The sequence below is a fragment of the Staphylococcus muscae genome, assembly GCF_003019275.1.
Lineage (GTDB): Bacteria > Bacillota > Bacilli > Staphylococcales > Staphylococcaceae > Staphylococcus > Staphylococcus muscae.
Window position 1 is genome coordinate 615,644 of record NZ_CP027848.1, and the last position, 21,754, is coordinate 637,397.

At 36.2% G+C, this 21,754-nt stretch carries 15 protein-coding genes; 3 read left to right on the forward strand and 12 right to left on the reverse strand.

Going from position 1 to position 21,754, the window contains the following annotated elements; all coding sequences use genetic code 11:
• Positions 1-224: 224 nt before the first annotated feature.
• Complete coding sequence (locus tag C7J88_RS02970; RefSeq protein ID WP_095117061.1) at positions 225-1,484, reverse strand: aminoacyltransferase; 1,260 nt, start codon at positions 1,482-1,484, stop codon at positions 225-227.
• Positions 1,485-1,502: 18 nt separating this feature from the next.
• Entirely contained in the window at positions 1,503-2,765 is a 1,263-nt protein-coding gene (locus C7J88_RS02975; protein ID WP_095117062.1) for an aminoacyltransferase, read from the reverse strand.
• A gap of 415 nt (positions 2,766-3,180) precedes the next feature.
• Here C7J88_RS02975 and C7J88_RS02980 point away from each other — a divergent pair, with 415 nt between their 5' ends.
• Entirely contained in the window at positions 3,181-4,272 is a 1,092-nt protein-coding gene (locus tag C7J88_RS02980) for a prephenate dehydrogenase (protein ID WP_095117065.1), read from the forward strand.
• Between the two features lie 25 nt (positions 4,273-4,297).
• Here C7J88_RS02980 and C7J88_RS02985 read toward each other — a convergent pair whose 3' ends face one another.
• Entirely contained in the window at positions 4,298-5,560 is a 1,263-nt protein-coding gene (locus tag C7J88_RS02985; protein WP_095117068.1) for a Y-family DNA polymerase, read from the reverse strand.
• A gap of 145 nt (positions 5,561-5,705) precedes the next feature.
• Positions 5,706-6,113 (reverse strand): sporulation protein, encoded by a 408-nt coding sequence (locus C7J88_RS02990; RefSeq protein WP_095117070.1) that lies wholly within the window; start codon positions 6,111-6,113, stop codon positions 5,706-5,708.
• Between the two features lie 123 nt (positions 6,114-6,236).
• Here C7J88_RS02990 and C7J88_RS02995 point away from each other — a divergent pair, with 123 nt between their 5' ends.
• Positions 6,237-6,422 carry a 2-hydroxymuconate tautomerase gene (locus C7J88_RS02995; protein ID WP_095117072.1) on the forward strand — a complete coding sequence of 62 codons (186 nt, stop codon included), beginning with the start codon at positions 6,237-6,239 and terminating at the stop codon, positions 6,420-6,422.
• A 123-nt stretch (positions 6,423-6,545) separates the two neighbouring features.
• On the opposite strand, the gene C7J88_RS03000 is transcribed toward C7J88_RS02995, so the two are convergent.
• Positions 6,546-7,520: an LCP family protein gene (locus C7J88_RS03000; protein ID WP_095117074.1), complete on the reverse strand. Its 975-nt coding sequence runs from the start codon at positions 7,518-7,520 to the stop codon at positions 6,546-6,548.
• Positions 7,521-7,657: 137 nt separating this feature from the next.
• On the opposite strand from C7J88_RS03000, the gene msrA reads away from it, so the two are divergent.
• Positions 7,658-8,170 carry a peptide-methionine (S)-S-oxide reductase MsrA gene (gene msrA, locus C7J88_RS03005; RefSeq protein WP_095117076.1) on the forward strand — a complete coding sequence of 171 codons (513 nt, stop codon included), beginning with the start codon at positions 7,658-7,660 and terminating at the stop codon, positions 8,168-8,170.
• A gap of 49 nt (positions 8,171-8,219) precedes the next feature.
• On the opposite strand, the gene mprF is transcribed toward msrA, so the two are convergent.
• The 7 genes from mprF to parE form a co-directional block, all read right to left on the reverse strand.
• Complete coding sequence (mprF, locus tag C7J88_RS03010; RefSeq protein WP_229709432.1) at positions 8,220-10,748, reverse strand: bifunctional lysylphosphatidylglycerol flippase/synthetase MprF; 2,529 nt, start codon at positions 10,746-10,748, stop codon at positions 8,220-8,222.
• 70 nt (positions 10,749-10,818) lie between these two features.
• Positions 10,819-12,063: an AI-2E family transporter gene (locus tag C7J88_RS03015; protein WP_095117078.1), complete on the reverse strand. Its 1,245-nt coding sequence runs from the start codon at positions 12,061-12,063 to the stop codon at positions 10,819-10,821.
• 183 nt (positions 12,064-12,246) lie between these two features.
• A complete protein-coding gene (gene ptsG / locus C7J88_RS03020; RefSeq protein ID WP_095118136.1) occupies positions 12,247-14,283 on the reverse strand; it encodes a glucose-specific PTS transporter subunit IIBC in 2,037 nt (678 codons plus the stop codon).
• Between the two features lie 117 nt (positions 14,284-14,400).
• Complete coding sequence (glcT, locus tag C7J88_RS03025) at positions 14,401-15,249, reverse strand: glucose PTS transporter transcription antiterminator GlcT (protein ID WP_095117079.1); 849 nt, start codon at positions 15,247-15,249, stop codon at positions 14,401-14,403.
• A gap of 132 nt (positions 15,250-15,381) precedes the next feature.
• Positions 15,382-16,839, reverse strand: coding sequence for a glutamine transporter AlsT (gene alsT, locus C7J88_RS03030; protein ID WP_095117081.1), 1,458 nt, complete (start codon positions 16,837-16,839; stop codon positions 15,382-15,384).
• 97 nt (positions 16,840-16,936) lie between these two features.
• Positions 16,937-19,351, reverse strand: a complete 2,415-nt coding sequence (gene parC / locus C7J88_RS03035) for a DNA topoisomerase IV subunit A (RefSeq protein ID WP_095117084.1) — start codon at positions 19,349-19,351, stop codon at positions 16,937-16,939.
• The gene (gene parE, locus C7J88_RS03040) at positions 19,351-21,348 is read right to left on the reverse strand and encodes a DNA topoisomerase IV subunit B (RefSeq protein WP_095117086.1); all 1,998 of its coding nucleotides are present in this window, start codon (positions 21,346-21,348) and stop codon (positions 19,351-19,353) included. Before parE ends, parC begins: the two co-directional genes overlap by 1 nt.
• Positions 21,349-21,754 lie beyond the last annotated feature (406 nt).

Here is a 21,754-nt window from a genome sequence, read left to right on the forward strand (position 1 = left end):
AAACATCGTTCAATTCCACAGTGTTACTCATACTGAACTGTGTATTTTTGATGACTTAAAATAATAAATGCAGACATACCTACTTGCATAACGGACAATATCACAGCGATGTGTCTTTCACTACATATTGGAGATAAGATTGAGTCATTATCTCCGCAAAAAGCCGATTATTATAATCTAAAGGCCTCTAGCCATGATTATAATAATCGGTTCATTTTTTAGTATTATTTTTTAATTTTTGCTCTCAGCTTGTTCATCAGTTCGAATAGCATGTATTTAGGTTTGTTAATTGGCTTGTAGAAGTCACCGATTAACTCTTCAATTTGCACATTGAAACCACGTTTGAAACGATAAACACCATAATCTTCACCATTCTCTGTGAAGTCACCAGATAAACCATAAAAATTATAACGTTCATAGCCATGTTCTAAGCAGTAGTTAATCATATGCCAGTGCATCGCATATGGACCCATAAATTGGTTGTATTTCTCACTTGATCCACCAGAGAAATAGTTGATTTCATAAGCATTTGCGAAAAAGAGACCTGATGCAAGGTTAAGCACCGTACCGTCTGTTTTTCTCAATTCGCTCGCTTTTAACATTTCTTGTTGATCGTGCGCAATTTGTTTGTCAAGTTCTGCAATTTTCTTCAATTGCTTATCACTTTTTTGCTCTCTTGCCATCATCTGGTCACGTCTTGTTTCTTTATCATTGAGTCCTTCTTGTAACGACGTAATATATTCATCTAAGTCAATATACGCCATCGGTACAATGGCTTTGTCACCATAATAATGGAAAAAGTTTTTCATATATTCATCCGTCTTCGAAACAAATCCCGCACGTGCTTCTGTTTCACGATATAATTCTAAAAATTGATCATAGTCATCCGCTGTTAAGTAGCGTATTTTCACACCAAAATTGATTGCCTTATTAACATTACGTTTACGTTGGCTATCAAAATTCTTTTTAATTGTTGCTGGTGTTTGTTCTTTTAAGTCCAAAACACCCATCCATCTAACTTGACTTGATGTGTCATATTTCGTTGTAAATCCATGATGTTTATAACCGTGAGATTTAAGCAGTTGTATCAATCGCTCTCCTGCTTCTGAAGACCCTAATTTATTAATATCTTTGTCATAAACTTGGTACATCCAGTATGGATCTAACTTCACATATAAACATTTATTTTTTGCTAAATATTCATCTAATGATTTCAAATAAAAATCTACAAGACCTAAATCACTATAATCCATGACTGGACCTCTATTTGAGTAATATACATAACTTCCCATTGTTAGTATTTTCGAAAATAAACTTGCTGCAATCACTTGATTATTTTCATCTTTAACACCTAATAAAACAACTTTAAAGTCATCTGCCTCACGCACATCAATATTTTCCTTCACCTGAAAATAATGACTTTCTAAAGTCGGGTCTTGAACAAATTGATCAAATTCCTCAACTGTTAGTTCTGTGAATTTCATACGATAGTTCCCTTCTCTCTACGATAACTTCTTTTGGACTTTTTTCAACGTTGTATATAGCGCATAAGCTGGTTTATTGATTGGTTTTACAAAGTCACCAACATACTCTATGACATCCGCATTAAATCCTTTTTTAAACTTTATCACACCTGCATCTTCTGCATTTTCTGTAAAATCACCACTAATGCCATAAAAGTTATATCGGTCAATTTGATGATCAATTGCATAATTAATCATTTCCCATTGAATTGCATAACTACCAGCAAAATGACGGAATTCATTCGCAGTTCCACCTGCATAGTAAACCACTTCAAACGGATTGATAATAAAGAAGCCGGCAGAAATCGGCAATTCATTGCCATGCTTTTGTTGTAAATCGCGCGCTTCCGTAACTTTAGTCTGGTTTGCTTCCAATTGCTTTTCTAGATTTTGTTTTTTATTCACTGCTTTTTGATTTTCTGGTCGTTTCGCAATATCTTTTTCAGCTTTATTAATCTCTTTTTGCAATTGTTTCTCTTCAACTTCTAGTTCAGCAATGTATTCTTCAAAATTAATATAAGCGAGTGGTACTAACACACGATCTTTGTAATGCTTCATGCGATGATAGTAAAATGCATCTTCACGATCCACAAAATCTTTTGTTTCAGATGTTTGCTCCATGAATGATCTAAAAATTGGTAACTCATCTTCATTCAAAAATCTAACTTTCACACCATTTTTTTGAACTTTTTTTGTATTTCTCTTTCGTAAACTGTCCATGTTATTCAAGACATCTTTAGCCGTTTTATCTTTTAAATCCAAAATAGAATGGAAACGAATTTGACGTGTAGTGCTAAACCCTGTCGTGAACCCTTCATGTTCATAACCGAGTGATGCAAACTTTTCGAAGACCCAATTTCTTTGATAGTCTTCAAGTATATTACCGTCGTGATCTCTTTTATACATTGGTAAATATGGGTCGATGCGTAAATATAATGCTTTATGTGTTTTAACATACTTTGACAATTCGTTAAAAAAGAAATGAACTAATTCTTGATTTCCAAAGTCGATAACAGGTCCTCTATTTGTATAGAAATACTTGAAAACTTTCATGACAGGTACTGCAGTTAATAAACAAGCTGCTAACACTTGGTTATCCTTATCTTTTACTCCAACAAGATGTGTCTCAACACCTTCTGAAACTTTTAATTCGTAGTTACCAGCCATTTGCGTGAAGTGACTATAAGGCATTTCATTCGCAAATTGTTCAAATTCTGCTGTTGTTAAATTTGTAAACTTCATATAAAAACTCCTAATTTCTCTATATTATTCCGTTAAATAACTTCCGCTTATTTTATTTTGTTGTTTTAACATGCATCGAATCTCCCTAATAATTCGACTCGCATTCATTTACGTGACATGGAAAGACAAAGTTTGACAATGTGCATCATTGATGTGCTCTTTCTCTTCAAAATAGAAAAACAATACCTTTCATCTTTATCATACCATTTTTCTTTAAATAAGTTGTTTATTTTCTAAGACGAAACCATGGTATATTTTAACGTATCATAGATAATTTAGCCATTCTCATGGTCAAAAATTATTTTTTAATAGCCTCACATTCTTTTTTTCTTATTTTCTATAAAGAGTCGTTGCATGATAGCACTTTAAAATGTTAAAATGTCTGAAAATTAACTTTATTTTATGAGGTGACTTCATGACAGATGTCTTTTTTATAGGTCTCGGCCTGATTGGAGGTAGCTTAGCGAGTAATATAAAAGCTGCACATCCTGACATGGTCGTGTCTGCATACGATGCTGACCCAAAACAACTAGAACGCGCATTATCTATCGGAATTATCGATAAACCGATTGCTTCTTTTGAAGAAGGTGCAGAGCAAGCAGATATTATGGTTTTTGCAACACCCGTTCAAACAACGGTAAAATATTTAACACTACTACCTAACATTCAAACAAAGGCTGGTCTTATTGTGACAGACACAGGCAGTACAAAGTCGACGATTCAAGCGCATGAACGACGATTGTTACAGCACGATATCCATTTGATTGGCGGTCACCCTATGGCAGGCAGTCATAAAACAGGTGTCTTGAATGCGAAAAAACATCTGTTTGAAAATGCTTATTATGTACTCGTCCATGATTTACAAGAAAACGATGTAGCCCATCAACGCATGATACAATTATTAGAGTCGACGCATGCAAAGTTAATCAAGATGACTGCTGAAGAACACGATTATGTCACGGGTGTTGTGAGTCATACGCCACACTTAATCGCTTCTAGTCTTGTTTCTTTAAATGCACATTACGCTTCACACTCCCCGCTCATTCAAGAACTGGCTGCGGGTGGTTTCCGAGATATTACACGTATCGCAAGCAGTAGTCCCGAGATGTGGCGAGATATTTCTTTGGAAAACAAATCACACATTTTGACGATTATGAAGCAGTTTCAATCTCAAATAGATGATGTCATCCATATTTTGGAAGATGAAGACGCCTCAAAGCTGTATCAGTTTTTTGCTGAAAGTAAGACTTATCGAGACGCACTGCCCATTCAAAGTAAAGGTGCACTTAGGAGTACTTATGACCTTTATGTCGATATTCCAGATAAAGCAGGTACAATTTCAAAAATCACACACTTATTGAGTTCACATAATATTTCTATTAGCAACTTAAGAATTTTAGAATTACGTGAAGATATATATGGTGCTTTACGCATTAGCTTTAAAAGCTCTGACGATCGTGAGCAAGGTCGTGTGGTGCTTAATGACTATGAAACCTACATCGAGTAGCACATACAATAATCTGAATATATTGCTACATCTTATGACCAGCCATTAATCCCAATCTGCCATGTTTCGTTGCAGCAGACGTATAGGAAATAGCTTTAGAGACGATGCCCTTCCCGTATTTTTGATGAAGGGCATCAATCGTCTTAGCTAACCGTAGTTCACGTTCTTGTTGTAGCGGATCGACAAAAAGATTCAATTGTTGCATTTGTTCAGGAATGAAATGAGTAACCGACACACTCAAAGTACGATACCATTCAGATTTATCACAGTATTTATCAGCTAAATATTTTATTTCTTTCATAACAACATGTTCGAGATTCGTCCCTTCTTTCATTGTGTATTGTTTAGATATACCATCTCCTGCGCTATAACCAAAAGAAACATGAAGTGTTTTGGCTAATAAACCTTTGACTCTTAAACGACTCATCACATCTTCTACTAATTCTTGCATCACAATCATTGCTTCAGAATATTGATAATCACGCATTAAAATTTGACTTTTACATATAGAAGGCATTCGTGTGATATATCGCTCGCTGACTCTACTCTCATCAATTCCATTGGCATGTAGATGGAGCTCCGTGCCAATAACACCAAATTCACGTTTTAAGTTTGCATGTGGATACATCGCTAACTGACCGATATTAAAAATACCATGACGATTTAATTTTTTGGCTGTGCGACTGCTAATCCCCCAAAAATTTTGTAATGGTGCAATCGGCCATAGTTTTTTAGGCACATCTTCATAGCGCCACTCTGCAATGAATGTTGGATTTGACTTAGCTTCATTGTCTAAGGCTACCTTACTCAACAACATATTCGATCCGATACCAACTGCACAATGTACACCTGTCTCTTGATAAATTTCTGCAATTAAACGCTGACAAAATGCTTGAATAGTTGGCGCAAAAAGATGATAACTTTTTGTCACGTCCATAAAAAATTCGTCAATACTATATTGATGCAAATCTTCTGGTGGGACATATTTCAGCGCAATTTTAGAAATTTTTAATGATACTTCTAAATAGCGACGCATACTTGGATTAATAATATAAATATCACGTCTGTGTGGAATTTCAAATAAACGTGAACCTGTTTTAATCCCCAATGCTTTCAAAGGTGGTGTTGCTGCAAGAACAACAGACCCCTGTCTCTTAGTATCTGCAACAACTGCTAATTTCGTCGTCATTGGATTCAGTCCTTTATCAATACACGACACGCTAGCAAAAAAACTTTTTTGATCAATGCACAATATATCCCGATCCTCTAACAAATGATAATCATACATTTGTATCACCTATTTCAATTATTCTCCTTTAAATATAACGAACATACGTTCTGTTATCAAGTAGAATTTCTCTCCATTTCATAAAAAGAAACAGATGACTGAAATCATGTCATGCATCATTCAGTCATCTGTATTCAAAATAATTTTATCGTTGATACGGTACTTCTGCTTCTACCTCTTCATCAATACCTAAATCAATATAAACATGTGTATTTAAAAACACTTTACTTGTATTTGATCTAAAGTTTAATGTCTCTGGTGCCAGCGTAAATGGTATTTTTTTCTGCTCTTTAACATCAATTGTGAATGATTCATCGATGACAAAACGATCGAGTTCATTTGTTAAGTAAGTAAATTGACTTGTTTCATCATCATTTTCATATTTTTCCAGCAGTTTTAATTCGATATGTGTCACTTTCTGATCACTCATACCTGCTTTTAATTTAATGTATCCTGTGATTTTCTCATCAACTGAATACGACTGCTGATCCAGATGAATCAATACTTTCATGCCTTCTATACCTAGTGATGTCAAGATGTTATCGAAGCCCATTGTAAAACCCTCCATATTTTTCTATAATCTCTCTACTATCATACGAGTTTTTCATAATTGTCCGCAACCATTAACTAAAAATGCTATAATATAAATGATTTTATACAGAGAGGAGCGACTCAAATGCCAATCGTAACAGTCAAATTATTAGAAGGTCGTACAGATGAACAGCTTAAAAACTTAGTCACTGAAGTAACAGATGCTGTCGAAAAAACGACAAATGCAAAACGTGATGCTATCTCAGTTGTTATTGAAGAAATGAAACCAACACATTATGGTTTAGGTGGTACACGTAAAGCAGACCAATAGAGACAACAGGAATCGGTTATCAATTTCCCGAAACACAAAGTGATGATGTCTCAAGTTCATAAAAAAGTAGTGAAGACGTCTACAAAGGTAGATTCGCTTCACTACTTTTTTATATGAGTGCACTTATTCTTCATCTAAAAACTTCTGAATGCGTTTTTTATTTTCTTTTTTATCAATGCCTAATGCCGCCCCACCATCATTGGTTGTAATATTTTCATAACTTCCTTCAACAGGCACACTTAATGTTTTGATATTTTTATCTCCACGAATGATAAAGCTCAACCCTGTTTGATAAATGGCTGAATCAGGCATATTAGTACTCACATACCCACGCATAATACCCGCAAGCTTCGGTGCTTTTATTATGGAAGAAGGATCTGTTAATTGTTGTTTCAACGCTGACATCACTTGTTGCTGTCGACGGACACGACCGAAGTCTCCTTCTTCATCGTTTCGGAATCTTGCATATCCTAATAATTCTTTACCATTTAAGTTATGTTTTCCTTTTTTTAACGATACACCAATCTTTTCTGACATATCTTTTTCAACGTCAATTGGCACACCTTCTGGACTCAATTCGTCAATCATTGCTTCAAATCCTTTAAAGTCCAGTGTTGCGTAATACTCTGGCTCAATACCTAAGTTTTCTTTCAAAGTTTTGCGCATCAATTCTGCACCACCAAGTGAATAGGCTGTATTGATTTTATAGCTATTGTAGCCTGGAATATCTGCATAAATGTCACGCATAATTGAAACAATCTTCATGTCTTTCTTTATGTAATCGTACTGTGCAATCATGATAGAGTCTGTGCGAGATACACCGCCATCCTCTAAGTCTGTCCCTAAAATGAGCACTGTGGCTTTACCGTCATTTTTAGAAACGCCGTTAAACTTATGTATTTTAGGGCTTTCGTTATGCTGTTTCGCAACTTCTAATCCTTTATGATAGCTACTCACACAATAAATAACCGCTACAACAATCAGTAGAATCACTGCTAAAATAACAAATGGTAATTTACGTATACGTCTCTTTTTTCCACGCTTTAAATGTTGCTCGGATCTGCTTGAGTTTTTACGTTTAAAATTATTTTCCATTATCTGATCAACCTTATATCTTCAAAATTAGATAGCTATGTACTATAATTAACACATATTAACGGTATAGAAATTCAATTTAAAAAGCAAGTGAAAACATGTAAAATAAGGAAAAATAATGCACTAGGAAGGGTGTTTGAATGAATATAAATACAGCTTACTTCGCTGGCGGATGTTTTTGGTGTATGGTTAAGCCATTCGATCAATTTGAAGGCATTGAAAAAGTCACTTCTGGCTATATGGGAGGACATGTTAAAAATCCAACATACGAAGCAGTGAAAACTGGTGAAACGGGTCATTACGAAGTCGTCAAAATAGAGTACGATGTGGCATTATTTTCATATCAAAAATTATTAGAAATTTTCTTTTCGGTCATTGATCCTACTGATTCAGACGGTCAATTTCAAGACCGTGGTCCGCAATATCGTACAGCTATTTTCTATACAAACAATGACCAAAAAGAAGTAGCAGAAGCACATATTGATCAATTAAAAAACACATACGATCATGACAAAGCCATTGCGACGAAAATCCTTCCTGTCTCTGAATTTTACGAAGCAGAAGCATATCATCAAGACTTTTATAAGAAGCAACCAGAACGTTACGCACAAGAACAGCAACAACGCGCTGCAATCAAACAAGCTCGCAAATAATATAAATAGGACAGCCACCTTACATAATATTAAGGTAGCTGTCCATTTTTTATGCTTTATATCTTTTTCGAATAATGCGTGTCACTCTTAATAAAGAGAGCCAAACAGTTTGTGAACGGTGATAGATTAGATAGCGTGATTCCCACTCTGGCCCGAACTTACTTTTGTATTGGCGTAACCCTTGAAAACTGTACAAGCCATTAAAATGTTCATAGAAACGACCGACAACTTTTTCCTTCGCATGGCCATATGGTACTTGACCGACATTTGATAATGTTGCCATCCCCATATTGAACCATGCATAACCGGCTGTCTGTGCCCACAGAATCATATGCAAGTATAGGCCATCCATGAATGGTAGATCAATCTCTCTATCCCAACGTATCAAATCGACAGAGACCGTTGTTTTTTCATCCACAGGCATCAATGTCGCAAATGCATCGATTTGTCCCTCACCATTTCTTAAAACGGCGACGGGTGCCGAATTCACATATGCTCTGTTAAAATGTCCAACTGAGAAATAGAACTCTGACTGTTGACCAAGCCATTTATCGCTTATTTTTCTTAAACGTTGGTATGTCTCTTCATCAAGTGGTACATCTAATATTTCAAAAGTATAGCCTTGTGTTTCAAACTTATTAAGTGTTGCTCTAAAGCCACGTCTTTTCTTTCCAGCTACACTGAAATTCTGAACATCGATTAATGCTTCTTCTCCTAATTTGAAGAACTGATTTCCAAAGTCATGATACAGCGGTAAGTGTTCTTCAGATACTTGATAGAACATCACATCTGCACCTAAGTAGGTTGCATGATTGTAAAACGTTGTCAGCAACGAATGAAATCCATCTGCATCACCCACAGGATCACCAAGCACAATAAAGGATTCTCGTGTATGACGATACATAAGAAACGCGTTCTTTTCTTGATTCACAAAGACATTTTTGTCACCACTATAAACTAAGTGACTGAGCAAATGTCCACCATGTGTTTTCAAAATTTCCTGAGCCACCGTCATATCATTAAACGCATTTGGACGGAGATGGTGCCATTCGAAATACTTAATAATTCCAGCAATCAGTACAACCATCCCAAGAAACGACAACCAGAAAGAAGATCTTAATAAAAACAAGTCTATCTTCGGAATCTCAACACCTAACGCACTAATAAAACTACTGACTAAAAACTGATTGAAATACAGTACGATGAAAGTCATCAGTCCGAGACGTAGTAATGACTTCAATGTGACAGGACGCTTCAATATACGCGACTTACGATAGGCAAATACAAGTGCTGCAACTAATAAAATTGCGAGTACTAACGTAATAGATAAGCCGTATACATATGTATTTGAAGTGATAATAATCAGTGCTGCAACAATCGCAAACAGTATGGCACGTTTACTTCTCATAATAATGCCACGTATATTCAAAAATAACATCACCGTCGCACTGACATTCAAAATATACAGTGTAATATATAGCAGATGGTGTTTAGATGTCGTTGCATCAAATACAATACCGAAATTATTGATTAGTGTGACAAAACTCATAATAAACACTAAGAAACTTAAAGCAACGGAAGGAATATAGCTCGCTGCATCCTTTTGAAAAGACATTAAAAATGCCGTAACTTCCTTCGCTGGTTGTATGTATTTCGACTCATTAATATACTTTTTGGCTGCTGTGCTAAATTCAAAAACAGTTAAGATGAGTGCAATGAACAATGGGAAGAAGTAGTACGCAATACGATATAATAATAGCGCTAGTACAATTTTCTCTTCTGGTAAACCAAAGTATTTAAACCCTAGTAATATCAATAAGTCGAACGCACCAAATCCACCAGGTATGAATGACAGCAAACCAGATATAGCAGCTACAATAAATACACCTAAAACAACGGAAAATGACACAGAGGCTCCTACTAAATGAAGCGCATAGTAAAAAACAATAGTTGCCATTAACCATTCGACACTTGAAATAAGCGTGAAACTTGCCCCGAGCCATCGTGCTGTTTTATCAATCGGCCATACCCATGAAACGATGATGAATACAGGTAAAAGTCCCGCAATCACATAGAGAAATACGGTTACCCACATCGATGTCTGGTTCAAGAAGCTGACATCTAACACGTGTGTTACAACAAGTAAAGATAGAAAACTCAAACCGGTTAGCATAGATGTCAGCATGTAAGTGACAAATTGTACAAGCTTCTTCTTTTTATTTGTGTACTGCTGATAAAACCAGAGTCGAACGCTAGCACCGATAAATCCACCAAATCCAATAATATTATTGAATGTATTGATGATATAGCCGACACGTAATGCTTTAAACTTTGAGAGTTCTAATTTGAAGCGCATAGTCAAAATCACATCATACAGTGACAATAAGACAATGGAACTCGCTCCTAATAAGAAGAGCAACATCAGTTCAAAACTATTAATCTGATTAAACAATAAGAACGTTCTTTTAAAATCAATATGTGATAATTCTTTAACTAATACGAAGATAACAACGCTTAATAATGCAATCATAAAAATTGCTTTTAAGCCTTTTAATAACTGCTGTTTCGTGACACTCAATAGTCGGCTCCTTTCTATCACTCAGTTACAATAGTGATACGAGAATCATTAGACGATCGCACAAGATACTTTATTGCTGTGTATCTTGAGCATTTTTATCCTTAATCACTTCACGATGATGTGTGCGTTGATCTTCAATAATTTCATATGGTCCAGCATCATCTGCATAATATTTGTTGTAGCGTCTCTTGAATAACATAAAGAGATGTGAGACCCATACTTTAATAATGGCATAAGCTGGAATCCCTAAAATGACACCGACAATACCTAATAAGTTACCCGCACATAGCAGGACGAAGATGATTGTTAACGGGTGAATACGCATTGTTTTACCCATAATGTTCGGTGAGATGAAGTGCCCTTCAATAAACTGAACTGCTGTCCAAACGATAATCAATTTTACAAACATGAATGGTGATGTAATGATTGAAATAATAATCGCTGGTGAAATCGCAATCGTTGGTCCTAAATAAGGAACAACACTTGTTACCGCTGCAATACTTGCAAGGATTAAGGCATAATCAAGACCAATAATTGAATAGCCGATGAAAAGTAGCACACCGATACAGAAAGATACGATGATTTGACCTTGAATGTATGAACCAACCTGTTCGCTCATCTTATCCAACAAATCATGTACATCTTTTCGATACTTCGGTGGGACGATTTGATTCGAAAAATCTTTGAAGCGGTGCCCATCTTTTAGCATGAAGAACAATACAAATGGCACTGTAACGATAACGACGGTTACGTTGACCACAGCTTCAGCAAAAATTTTAATTTTGTCGCTAAAACCATTGGCAAAGGTTGGAATCTTCTGTTGCAATTCTTTTAACCAGTTCACAATATCGCTATAATAATCCGACACAAATGGGATATGCATCATATTATTAATAAATCCCGTTAATTTGTTAATATATGTTGGAAAATTGTGCATTAAGCGATCGAATTGATACGAAACGACTGGTATCAATAGGTTGACTGCTAGTGTGATAAGACCAACAATTCCTAAGAACAGCAATGTAATTCCCCACACCCGCTTAATATGATATCGCTCTAAAATATTAATAATTGGATTAAATAAATAATAAAGAATAAGTGCAATGATAATTGGTGCAGCTATCGTATTTAAAATAATGGTAAATGGTTGAAAAACATAAGAAACACGATCAAAAATAAAAATAACGACACCAATTAAAATAAATATTGTGAGTGCATATAGTAAATCCTGTCCACCAAAAAACCTCATAAAGCGGCTTTCATGAATTTCTACACGCTTTTTTTCTCCTGATTTTGGAGGTATCTTTTCTGTCATAATATTCACCAAACCTTTAGGAAAGTAATTATAGTTTATACTTTTTCACTTAAAAATCAAACTGGAAACATAAAACGATTAGCAAAAATAAATAGTATATCATGTTCATTCTAGAAGATAAGCAACATCCCAAAAAAGAGACGCATCGCTTTGTACGATACGTCTCTCGTTTCAATAAAGTCATTATTTCGTTTCAAAAAGTTTATCGCCCGGTGTCACAGTTGTTTCTGTTGTGTAATCTAAGTTTGTAATATCTGCTTGTGTCACAATGATTGGCGTAATATCACTTTTCGCATGTTCTTTAATATAGTCTAAGTCGAATGTCATTAAAACATCACCTGTTTTAATTTCTTGTCCTTCTTCAACAAGAATATCGAAACATTGACCTTCTAATTTCACTGTATCTAAACCGACATGAATAAGTAACTCTAAGCCATCTTCAGAAGTTAGACCAATCGCATGTTTTGTTGGGAAGACCATTTGTACACGACCATTAAATGGTGCGTAAACTTTACCTTCTGTTGGACGAATCGCAATACCATCGCCCATCATTTTTTCACTAAACACTTGGTCTGGTACTTCACTTAATGGGAGTACCTCACCTTTTAATGGTGCCGCTACGAAATGATTTACGTGCGCTTTGTCAGCCGTTTCAGTATCAACGACTGTTGCTTCGTCTTTATCGTCAAGGTCTACTTTAGATTGTACGACTTGACCTGACATGATTTGTTGCATTTCATGTTTGATTTGGTCTGATTTTGGACCGAAGATTGCTTGCATGTTATTACCTACTTCAAGGACACCTGACGCACCTAAGTCTTTCAAACGACCCACATCTACTTGTGCTTTGTCATTAACTTCAACACGTAAGCGTGTAATACATGCGTCTAAATGTTTGATGTTTTCTTGACCACCCATTGCTTCTAATACCGCATATGGTAACTCGCCCGCTGAAGTTTTTTGTGTATTTGCTTGCTTATCTTCACGACCTGGTGTTTTGTAATTGAACTTCTTGATTAAGAATAGGAATAAGAAGTAGTAAATCACTGCATACACAAGACCTACTGGAATAACAAGCCACCATTGTGTTTGGTTCGGTAAAATACCGAGTAATACAAAGTCGATAAAACCACCAGAGAATGTATAACCGAGATGTAAATCAAGGAAATACAATGTAACGAATGCTAAACCATCTAACACCGCATGCACAAAGAATAATAACGGTGCAACGAATAAGAATGAGAATTCTAATGGTTCAGTGATACCTGTTAAGAATGAAGTTAAGGCAGCTGAACCCATTAAACCTGCAACTACTTTTTTGTTTTCAGGTTTTGCCGTTTGATAGATAGCTAATGCTGCTGCTGGTAAACCGAACATCATGACAGGGAATTCACCTTGCATGAACTTACCAGCTGTTAATTTTGTACCTTCTTGAATTTGTTCTAAGAAAATACGTTGGTCACCACGAATAATTTCACCAGCAGCATTCGTGTATGAACCGAATTCAAACCAGAATGGCGCATGGAAAATATGGTGTAAACCAAATGGAATCAATAATCGTTTGATGAAACCGAATAGGAATACTGCAACACCCGTATTCGCATCAAGTAATCCCTCACTGAATGCATTTAAACCACTTTGAATGGTTGGCCAAATCCAAGCCATCGGGAATGCTAATAAGAATGATGTTGTTGCCATCACAATTGGCACGAAACGTTTACCAGCAAAGAATCCTAAGTATGATGGTAAGTCGATGTTATAGAACTTGTTGTAACACCAAGCAGCTAATGCACCGATAATGATACCACCGAACACACCTGTTTGAAGTGTTGGAATCCCTAAAACACTTGCAAACCCGTTCGCAGGGTTTTCTAATTGTTCAGGCGTTACATTTAAGTAAGCACCCATTGTTTTGTTAATAATTAAGTAACCAACAAGTGCTGCAATCGCTGCAACACCATCTCCACCTGCTAAACCAATCGCAACACCCATAGCGAAGATAATTGGTAAGTTATCAAAAATGACGCCACCAGCACCTGTTAACATTTCAGCAACGCTTTGAACACCACCGTTTTGAAGAAATGGCAGATACCCTTGTAATGTGTCCCCTTGCATTGCTGTACCGATTGCGAGTAATAAACCGGCAGCAGGTAAAATCGCAACTGGTAACATTAAAGCTTTACCAATACGTTGCAGTTGACCAAAAAATTTCTTCCACACAGTACTAACCTCCATTTTTAATGAATTCAACACAAAAGGCATGAGTAATAAAACTGCGAATAATAAGGTTCCCAATTTTTCACTCATGCCTAATCCTACTTAGTAACACGTTCTATATTAAGATTTTTGAGATGCGAGTAGTAGTTGCTGAATATGCATCGTTAAATATGCCACTTCAGCTTCATATATATCCACATCTATTTGTGATTGAATCATTTTAATTATTTTTACAGCTACATTATAGCATAGCGGATATTGTGCTTTCAATAATTTCTCGAAAGTTAATTCAATTGTTGCACGTTCGCCTTTTTTTAGACGTTGCAACAAGAAATGCATATGTCTAATATAACGTTGATACTGTAATGATGCTTTATCGATATCAATTTCCAAATCATGTTCGATTAGTCGAATCGCGCGATTGATTAATTCTGTCACTTGTTTTGTGTTTTCAATGCTAATATGTTCGCTTTGTGACGCAATATGCAATGCGATAAATCCCACTTCATCTTCAGGAAACATCACATTCAATTGCAAGTTCAAACGTGCTACTACACGTTTTGCAATTTGATATGCTTCTGGATAACTATATTTTGTTTCACTTAAAAATGGATTTGATATCAACTGATTGTTTTTGACACGTTTTAATGCAAAAATCAAGTGATCAGTTAATGAAACGATAAATGATTCGTTATTTTCAATTTGAAAGTGCGCCAATATCATTTGAACAGATTCTATAACCACACGAATCTCTTCTTCATTTGTCTGGTCCAATAGTTGTAAATAATGATCTTGTTCTGTCTTATTTTGTAACTTAAAGACTTTCTCTATCATATCGAGATCTTTAATTGTTGTTCCAGGCTTTTTGTTAAAACCTATCCCCTTTCCAACTAAGACCACTTCAGTACCTTTATCCTTACAAATTAACACATTGTTATTGAGGATTTTTGAAATTTTATATGTCTTCATGCAATCTTCCTCTCTCACCATTCACACCAAATTATATCGACTATTTCATGGATTGAAAAGTCATATTGTTATAAAAGAAAACTGAGTGAACAATCATTTAAGGCTGTTCACTCAGTTTAGCATATCATTATTTTATTTTTTCAAGTTTTTAGATTGATCTCCCCAACATTCAATACCAAATAAGTTAATTTCTAATTCTTCTGGTTTAAATAGTGGGCGTTTACCTGCTCTACGTTGTTTTTGATAATCTTTCATCACTGCGAATGCAATATTTGATAATGCGATAATCGCAATTAAGTTAACGATTGCCATCAGTCCCATGAATAAATCAGCAGTACTCCAAACTGTTTCAGTTTTTACGACTGCACCTACGAATACGAGAACAACGACTAAACAACGGAAGATGAATAATGCTATTTTACTTTCTGTTAAAAATTCTAAGTTTGACTGACCGTAGTAATAGTTACCAATAACTGAAGAGAATGCAAATAATGCAATCGCAACTGTTAAGAAAATACCACCGGCACTACCAAGATGTTCATTCAATGCAGATTGTGTCACTGCAACACCTTGTTTTGCATCTTCACCAAACTCTAAACCTGAATAAAGTAAGATCATAATTGCTGTTGCTGTACATACTAAGATGGTATCAAAGAATACACCTAGTGATTGAATTAAACCTTGTTTAACCGGATGTGATACAGCGGCTGTTGCAGCTGCGTTAGGCGCTGAACCCATACCTGCTTCGTTTGAGAATAAACCACGTTTAATCCCTTGTAATACAGCAAAACCAACCGCGCCACCTGCAGCTTGATCAATACCAAATGCACTTTTAATAATTGTGAGAATCATTGGTATAATTTGATCAAAATGCATGAATAGAATAATCAATACCATGACAACATAAATGATTGCCATAAATGGAACGATTGTAGATGATAAGTTTGCGATACTACGCACACCACCAAATATGATGATCGCTGTAAGAATTGCAAGGATGATACCTGTAATAACAGGGCTAATACTATATTGTGTTTGCAATGATTCAGCAATTGTGTTTGATTGTACCGTGTTGAATACAAATGCAAATGTTACTGTAATTAATATCGCAAAGACAACCCCTAACCATTTTTGGTTAAGCCCTTTTGTGATGTAATATGCTGGACCACCACGGTAGCCACCTTCTTCATCATGAACTTTGTACACTTGCGCCAAAGTTGCTTCGATAAACGCACTGGCAGCACCTACAATTGCAATAATCCACATCCAGAAAACGGCACCTGGACCACCTAATACAATCGCAGTCGCAACACCGGCGATGTTACCTGTACCAACACGAGATCCTGCACTAATGGCGAAAGCTTGGAATGAAGAAATTCCTTTTTCACCAGAATCAAGTGTTTCTGGTTTTTCCTTGATGGCACGAAACATTTCTGGAATCCATCTAATTTGAACGAATCTAGAGCTGATCGTAAAAAAGATACCAGCAGTCAACAATAGACCAATTAGATATTGTGACCAGATTAAGTCGTTCCCAACTTCAACGATTGTTTTAAACCAATCAGGAATTAAACTATCAAAATCTCTCATTAATATCACTCTTTACTATTAGATTTTCATATAATTCTTTAAATACAACTAGTTGTATTCTATCATCAATATTTAAAAGTGACTATAAAATTTTTATTTATTCACTAACATAAAGATTTTTTACTTCACCAAACGTAGTCGTATCAACAACAAATGAACCGTTTGTATATTGCTCAGATAAATGTATTTTGTTAATTTGTCCAATATATACATCTTCATCTGAAATTAAATGATATTGCGTAGTAGACACGTCGCATACACGTGCGGCCACGATTCGATGTGGTTGTTTTTTTAACTCTTTCAGTAGCGTAATACCACGTTGCGCACGTTTCGCCACTTGAAGCACATTAAACCCAATGCGTTTCAACGCACCACGCTGTGTCGCAATCAATATAGTATCTGATTCACTCACTATATCAGCCATCACAACATAATCTTCAGCCTTCAAGTTGATGGCTTTCACACCACCCGTACGAATTCCTGTTGTAGGTAATTCTGAAATTGGATATGTCAGTGACATCCCTTTGTAAGATAACAATGTCACGAGCTGTTCTGGTTTAGTTACATCTACTTTCACAGCGTTGATAACTACATCATCATCTTTTATCTTCATTGCGACAAGTGGTTTTAAATGACGTGCTGTTTTATAGTGAGACAACGTTGTCATTTTAATCATACCGTTACGTGTTACTGTCATAATTGCTGCTTGATCATCAAACTTCGACACAACATCGTAATTAATAATGATTTCATCTTCATCAATTGATGCAATTTGTGAGATATGTTGTCCAAGATCTTTCCATTTGATATCTGGGATTTTATGCACAGGAATTGATAAATAACGTCCTTTGTTCGTGAAAACAAGTGCTGTATCTTGCGTATTCACTTCTAAACATTTAATAACATAATCATTCGCTTTCAAGCCAATTTCTTCTTTACCAGAAGCATTGTAACTACGCAATGACGTCCGCTTCATATATCCTTCATGCGTTACACTTAACATTACCAATTCACTAGGTACAAGAACTTCTTTATCAATTTTTATTTCTGCAATCTCCGCTTCAATCGTTGACAATCTTGCATCTTTAAATTGTTTCTTAATTTCTTCTAATTCTGTTTTAATCACATTTAACAATGCCTGATGATCATTTAAGATATGTTGTAATCCAGCGATTTTATTCGCTAACGCATCGTGTTCTTCTTGTAATGCCACGATATCCGTATTCGTTAAACGATACAGTTGCAGCATAACAATTGCTTCTGCTTGTGCTTCGGTGAAATCATAAGTCACCACTAAGTTATCTTTGGCATCTCGTTTGTTTTTCGACTCACGAATTAAAGCAATAACTTCATCCAAAATAGACAGTGCTTTCATCAAACCTTCTACGATGTGCATACGGTCTTCTGCATGCTTTAAGTCGAATTTTGTACGGCGTGAAACAACTTCAATTTGATGACTTAAATAGCAATCGATAATTTGCTTAATACCCATCAACTTTGGACGACCATCGCTAATTGCAACCATATTGAAGTTATATGCGACTTGTAAATCAGTGTTCTTAAACAAATAATTAAGGATTGCTGACGCATTGACATCTTTTTTCAGTTCAATTGCAATTCTCAAACCGCTTCGATCGGTCTCATCACGTACTTCGATAATACCTTCTACTTTTTTATCTGCACGCAGTTCATCAATTTTTTTAACAAGATTCCCTTTATTGACTTCGTATGGAATTTCCGTCACTACAATTTGACTACGACCATTTCGTAACGTTTCAGTTTCGGTTTTTGCACGCACAATCACTTTCCCTTTGCCTGTCTCATATGCTTTCTGGATACCGTCAATCCCTTGAATAATACCACCTGTTGGGAAATCAGGCCCTTTGACATACTTCATCAATTGCTTCACAGTCATATCCGGATTGTCAATCAGTTTCAACGTTGCAGTAATTACTTCTGCTAAGTTATGCGGTGGAATATCCGTCGCATAACCTGCTGAGATACCAGTAGAGCCATTGATCAATAAGTTAGGCAAGCGTGCAGGTAATACCATTGGTTCCATTTGCGTATCATCATAGTTAGGAACAAAATCAACCGTTTCTTTGTTCAAATCACGCAACAACTGCTCAGACAGTTGACTTAACTTCGCTTCTGTATAACGCATCGCTGCGGGTGGGTCATTATCAATACTCCCGTTATTCCCGTGCATTTCAACGAGTAAATGACGTAACTTCCAATCTTGACTCAAACGCACCATGGCATCGTATACAGAACTATCACCATGGGGATGAAGATTCCCGATAACATCACCGACTGTTTTGGCACTTTTACGGAAATTTTTATCGTAGGTATTTCCACTTGAATACATCGAATATAAAATACGTCTTTGTACAGGTTTCAATCCATCACGAACATCCGGTAAGGCACGTTCTTGGATAATGTATTTACTGTATCGTCCAAAGCGATCGCCTATTACATCTTCTAACGGTAAACTTTGTATTACCTCAGCCATTATGCATCCTCCCCGTCCGCTTCATCTTTAACTAATATTTGTACTTCATCATTTTCTAAAATACTTTGGTCTTCCTGCATGCCAAACTGTACATGTCGTTCAATCCATTCACGGCGTGGGGCAACCTTATCCCCCATCAATGTTGAAACACGTTTAGACGAGCGTACTTCATCGTCAATTTGCACTTGAATCAATGTACGCGTTTCTGGATTCATCGTTGTTTCCCACAATTGTTCAGGATTCATCTCCCCTAAACCTTTATAGCGTTGCAACATAAATCCTTTTCCAAGTTTTTTCTGTAACTTCTCTAATTCGTCATCTGTCCATGCATATTCCACACGCTTTTGTTTACCTTTTCCTTTTTCTAACTTATACAGTGGTGGCAAGGCGATATAAACGTGTCCTTCACGGACAAGTGGACGCATATATTTAAAGAAGAATGTCAGTAAAAGTACTTGAATGTGTGCACCATCTGTATCCGCATCGGTCATGATGATTACACGATTGTAGTTGCTATCTTCTAAGTTGAAGTCGTTTCCGACACCTGCACCAATCGTATGAATAATCGTATTAATCTCTTCATTTTTGAAAATATCTTCCAAGCGTGCCTTTTCAGTGTTGATTACTTTACCACGTAACGGTAAAATAGCTTGGAATTTGCGGTCTCGTCCGAGTTTTGCTGAACCACCTGCTGAGTCACCCTCAACTAGGTACAATTCATTTTTCTTTGTATTTTTACTTTGAGCAGGTGTTAACTTACCTGATAACAACGTATCTTTACGACGATTCTTTTTTCCTGAACGTGCATCTTCACGTGCTTTTCGTGCCGCTTCTCTTGCTTGTTGTGCTTTGATTGCTTTTTTTACTAAAGCTTTAGACAATTGCCCTTTTTCTTCTAAATAAAATGGTAATTTCTCAGCAATTAATGCATCGACAGCACTTCTCGCTTCAGGCGTTCCAAGCTTTGACTTCGTTTGTCCTTCAAACTGCAATAAGTGTTCGGGAATACGCACAGATACAATCGCTGTCAATCCTTCACGAATATCATTTCCTTCGACATTCTTATCTTTCGGCTTCAATTCACCGATACGACGGGAATATTCATTGAATACACGTGTCATTGCTGTTTTAAATCCAACTTCGTGTGTCCCACCATCTTTTGTACGCACATTATTAACAAAACTTAAAATACTTTCCGAATATTGGTCATTATATTGAAATGCGACATCCACTTCGATATCATTGACCGTCCCTTGAAAGAGTGCGACATCATGAAGGGTTTCTTTTCCTTCATTAACATAATTGACAAAGGCTTTGATACCTTCTTCATAATGATACACTTCTTGTCGCTCTTTCCCTTGTCGCTTATCTTCCATCGTGATTTTCAATCCTTGTAATAGGAAAGAAGACTCTTGGAAACGTTCACTTAATGTATCGAAATTAAAAGACGTTGCACTTTTAAATATTTCAGAATCGGGTTTGAATGTGACAATCGTTCCTGTTCTTTTTGTTTTTCCTTTTTTGACAAGACTTGTTTGCGGAACACCACCGTGTGCAAATTGTTGTTCAAATACTTTGCCATCACGATGAATCTCAACAGTCAACCATTCACTTAGCGCATTGACAACAGACGCACCTACACCATGTAGTCCGCCTGATGTTTTATAACCGCCTTGACCAAACTTCCCACCTGCATGTAGTACTGTGAAAATGACTTCGACAGTCGGCTTGCCTGATTGGTGCATTCCAGTTGGCATTCCACGTCCATTATCTGCAATCGTAATGCTTTCATCAGCATTTATCGTTACTTGAATTTCATCACCATAACCGTTCAAGACTTCATCGACAGAGTTATCAACGACTTCGTATACAAGGTGATGTAACCCGCGCTTGTCCGTAGAACCTATATACATACCTGGTCTCTTGCGTACTGCTTCAAGACCTTCTAATACTTGTATCGCATCATCCGAATAATTATTCTTCTTTTTCGCTGACACACAATTCCCCTCCTGCAAACATACGTTCGTTTATCAAACTATACAATAGATATTCTTATATAAAACCTATAAAAATGCAAGTCACAAATGAAAGAAATCAGCGAAACAAAGCCCTTTATAAGTCGCTATATCATAAGAAATTCATAAGCTAGAAAATCAAAAGATGGTATAACAAAAGCAGTCTTTTCGGTGAAAGTGCCACAATTCCAACGCCATCGTTCGATTTCTCTCAACTCGTAAAATACATTTTTCCAATCTCACTCCTGAAAATCAGTTATTCCGATAACCGATAAAAAACCTCCTATTATGATTGAGAATAGGAGGCATAAATCCATTCGAGCTATATATTAAGTGCATCATAGATAAAGCTACACTATTGTACATCGACTTACTTTAACCTTAAACA

Coding starts and splice junctions, on each gene's coding strand:
- C7J88_RS02995 (WP_095117072.1), top strand. CDS start 6,237: ATGCCAATCGTAACAGTCAAATTATTAGAAGGTCGTACAGATGAACAG.
- parC (WP_095117084.1), bottom strand. CDS start 19,351: ATGGCTGAGGTAATACAAAGTTTACCGTTAGAAGATGTAATAGGCGAT.
- C7J88_RS02970 (WP_095117061.1), bottom strand. CDS start 1,484: ATGAAATTCACAGAACTAACAGTTGAGGAATTTGATCAATTTGTTCAA.
- C7J88_RS02985 (WP_095117068.1), bottom strand. CDS start 5,560: ATGTATGATTATCATTTGTTAGAGGATCGGGATATATTGTGCATTGAT.
- C7J88_RS02990 (WP_095117070.1), bottom strand. CDS start 6,113: ATGGGCTTCGATAACATCTTGACATCACTAGGTATAGAAGGCATGAAA.
- C7J88_RS02975 (WP_095117062.1), bottom strand. CDS start 2,765: ATGAAGTTTACAAATTTAACAACAGCAGAATTTGAACAATTTGCGAAT.
- C7J88_RS03015 (WP_095117078.1), bottom strand. CDS start 12,063: ATGACAGAAAAGATACCTCCAAAATCAGGAGAAAAAAAGCGTGTAGAA.
- C7J88_RS02980 (WP_095117065.1), top strand. CDS start 3,181: ATGACAGATGTCTTTTTTATAGGTCTCGGCCTGATTGGAGGTAGCTTA.
- alsT (WP_095117081.1), bottom strand. CDS start 16,839: ATGAGAGATTTTGATAGTTTAATTCCTGATTGGTTTAAAACAATCGTT.
- msrA (WP_095117076.1), top strand. CDS start 7,658: ATGAATATAAATACAGCTTACTTCGCTGGCGGATGTTTTTGGTGTATG.
- glcT (WP_095117079.1), bottom strand. CDS start 15,249: ATGAAGACATATAAAATTTCAAAAATCCTCAATAACAATGTGTTAATT.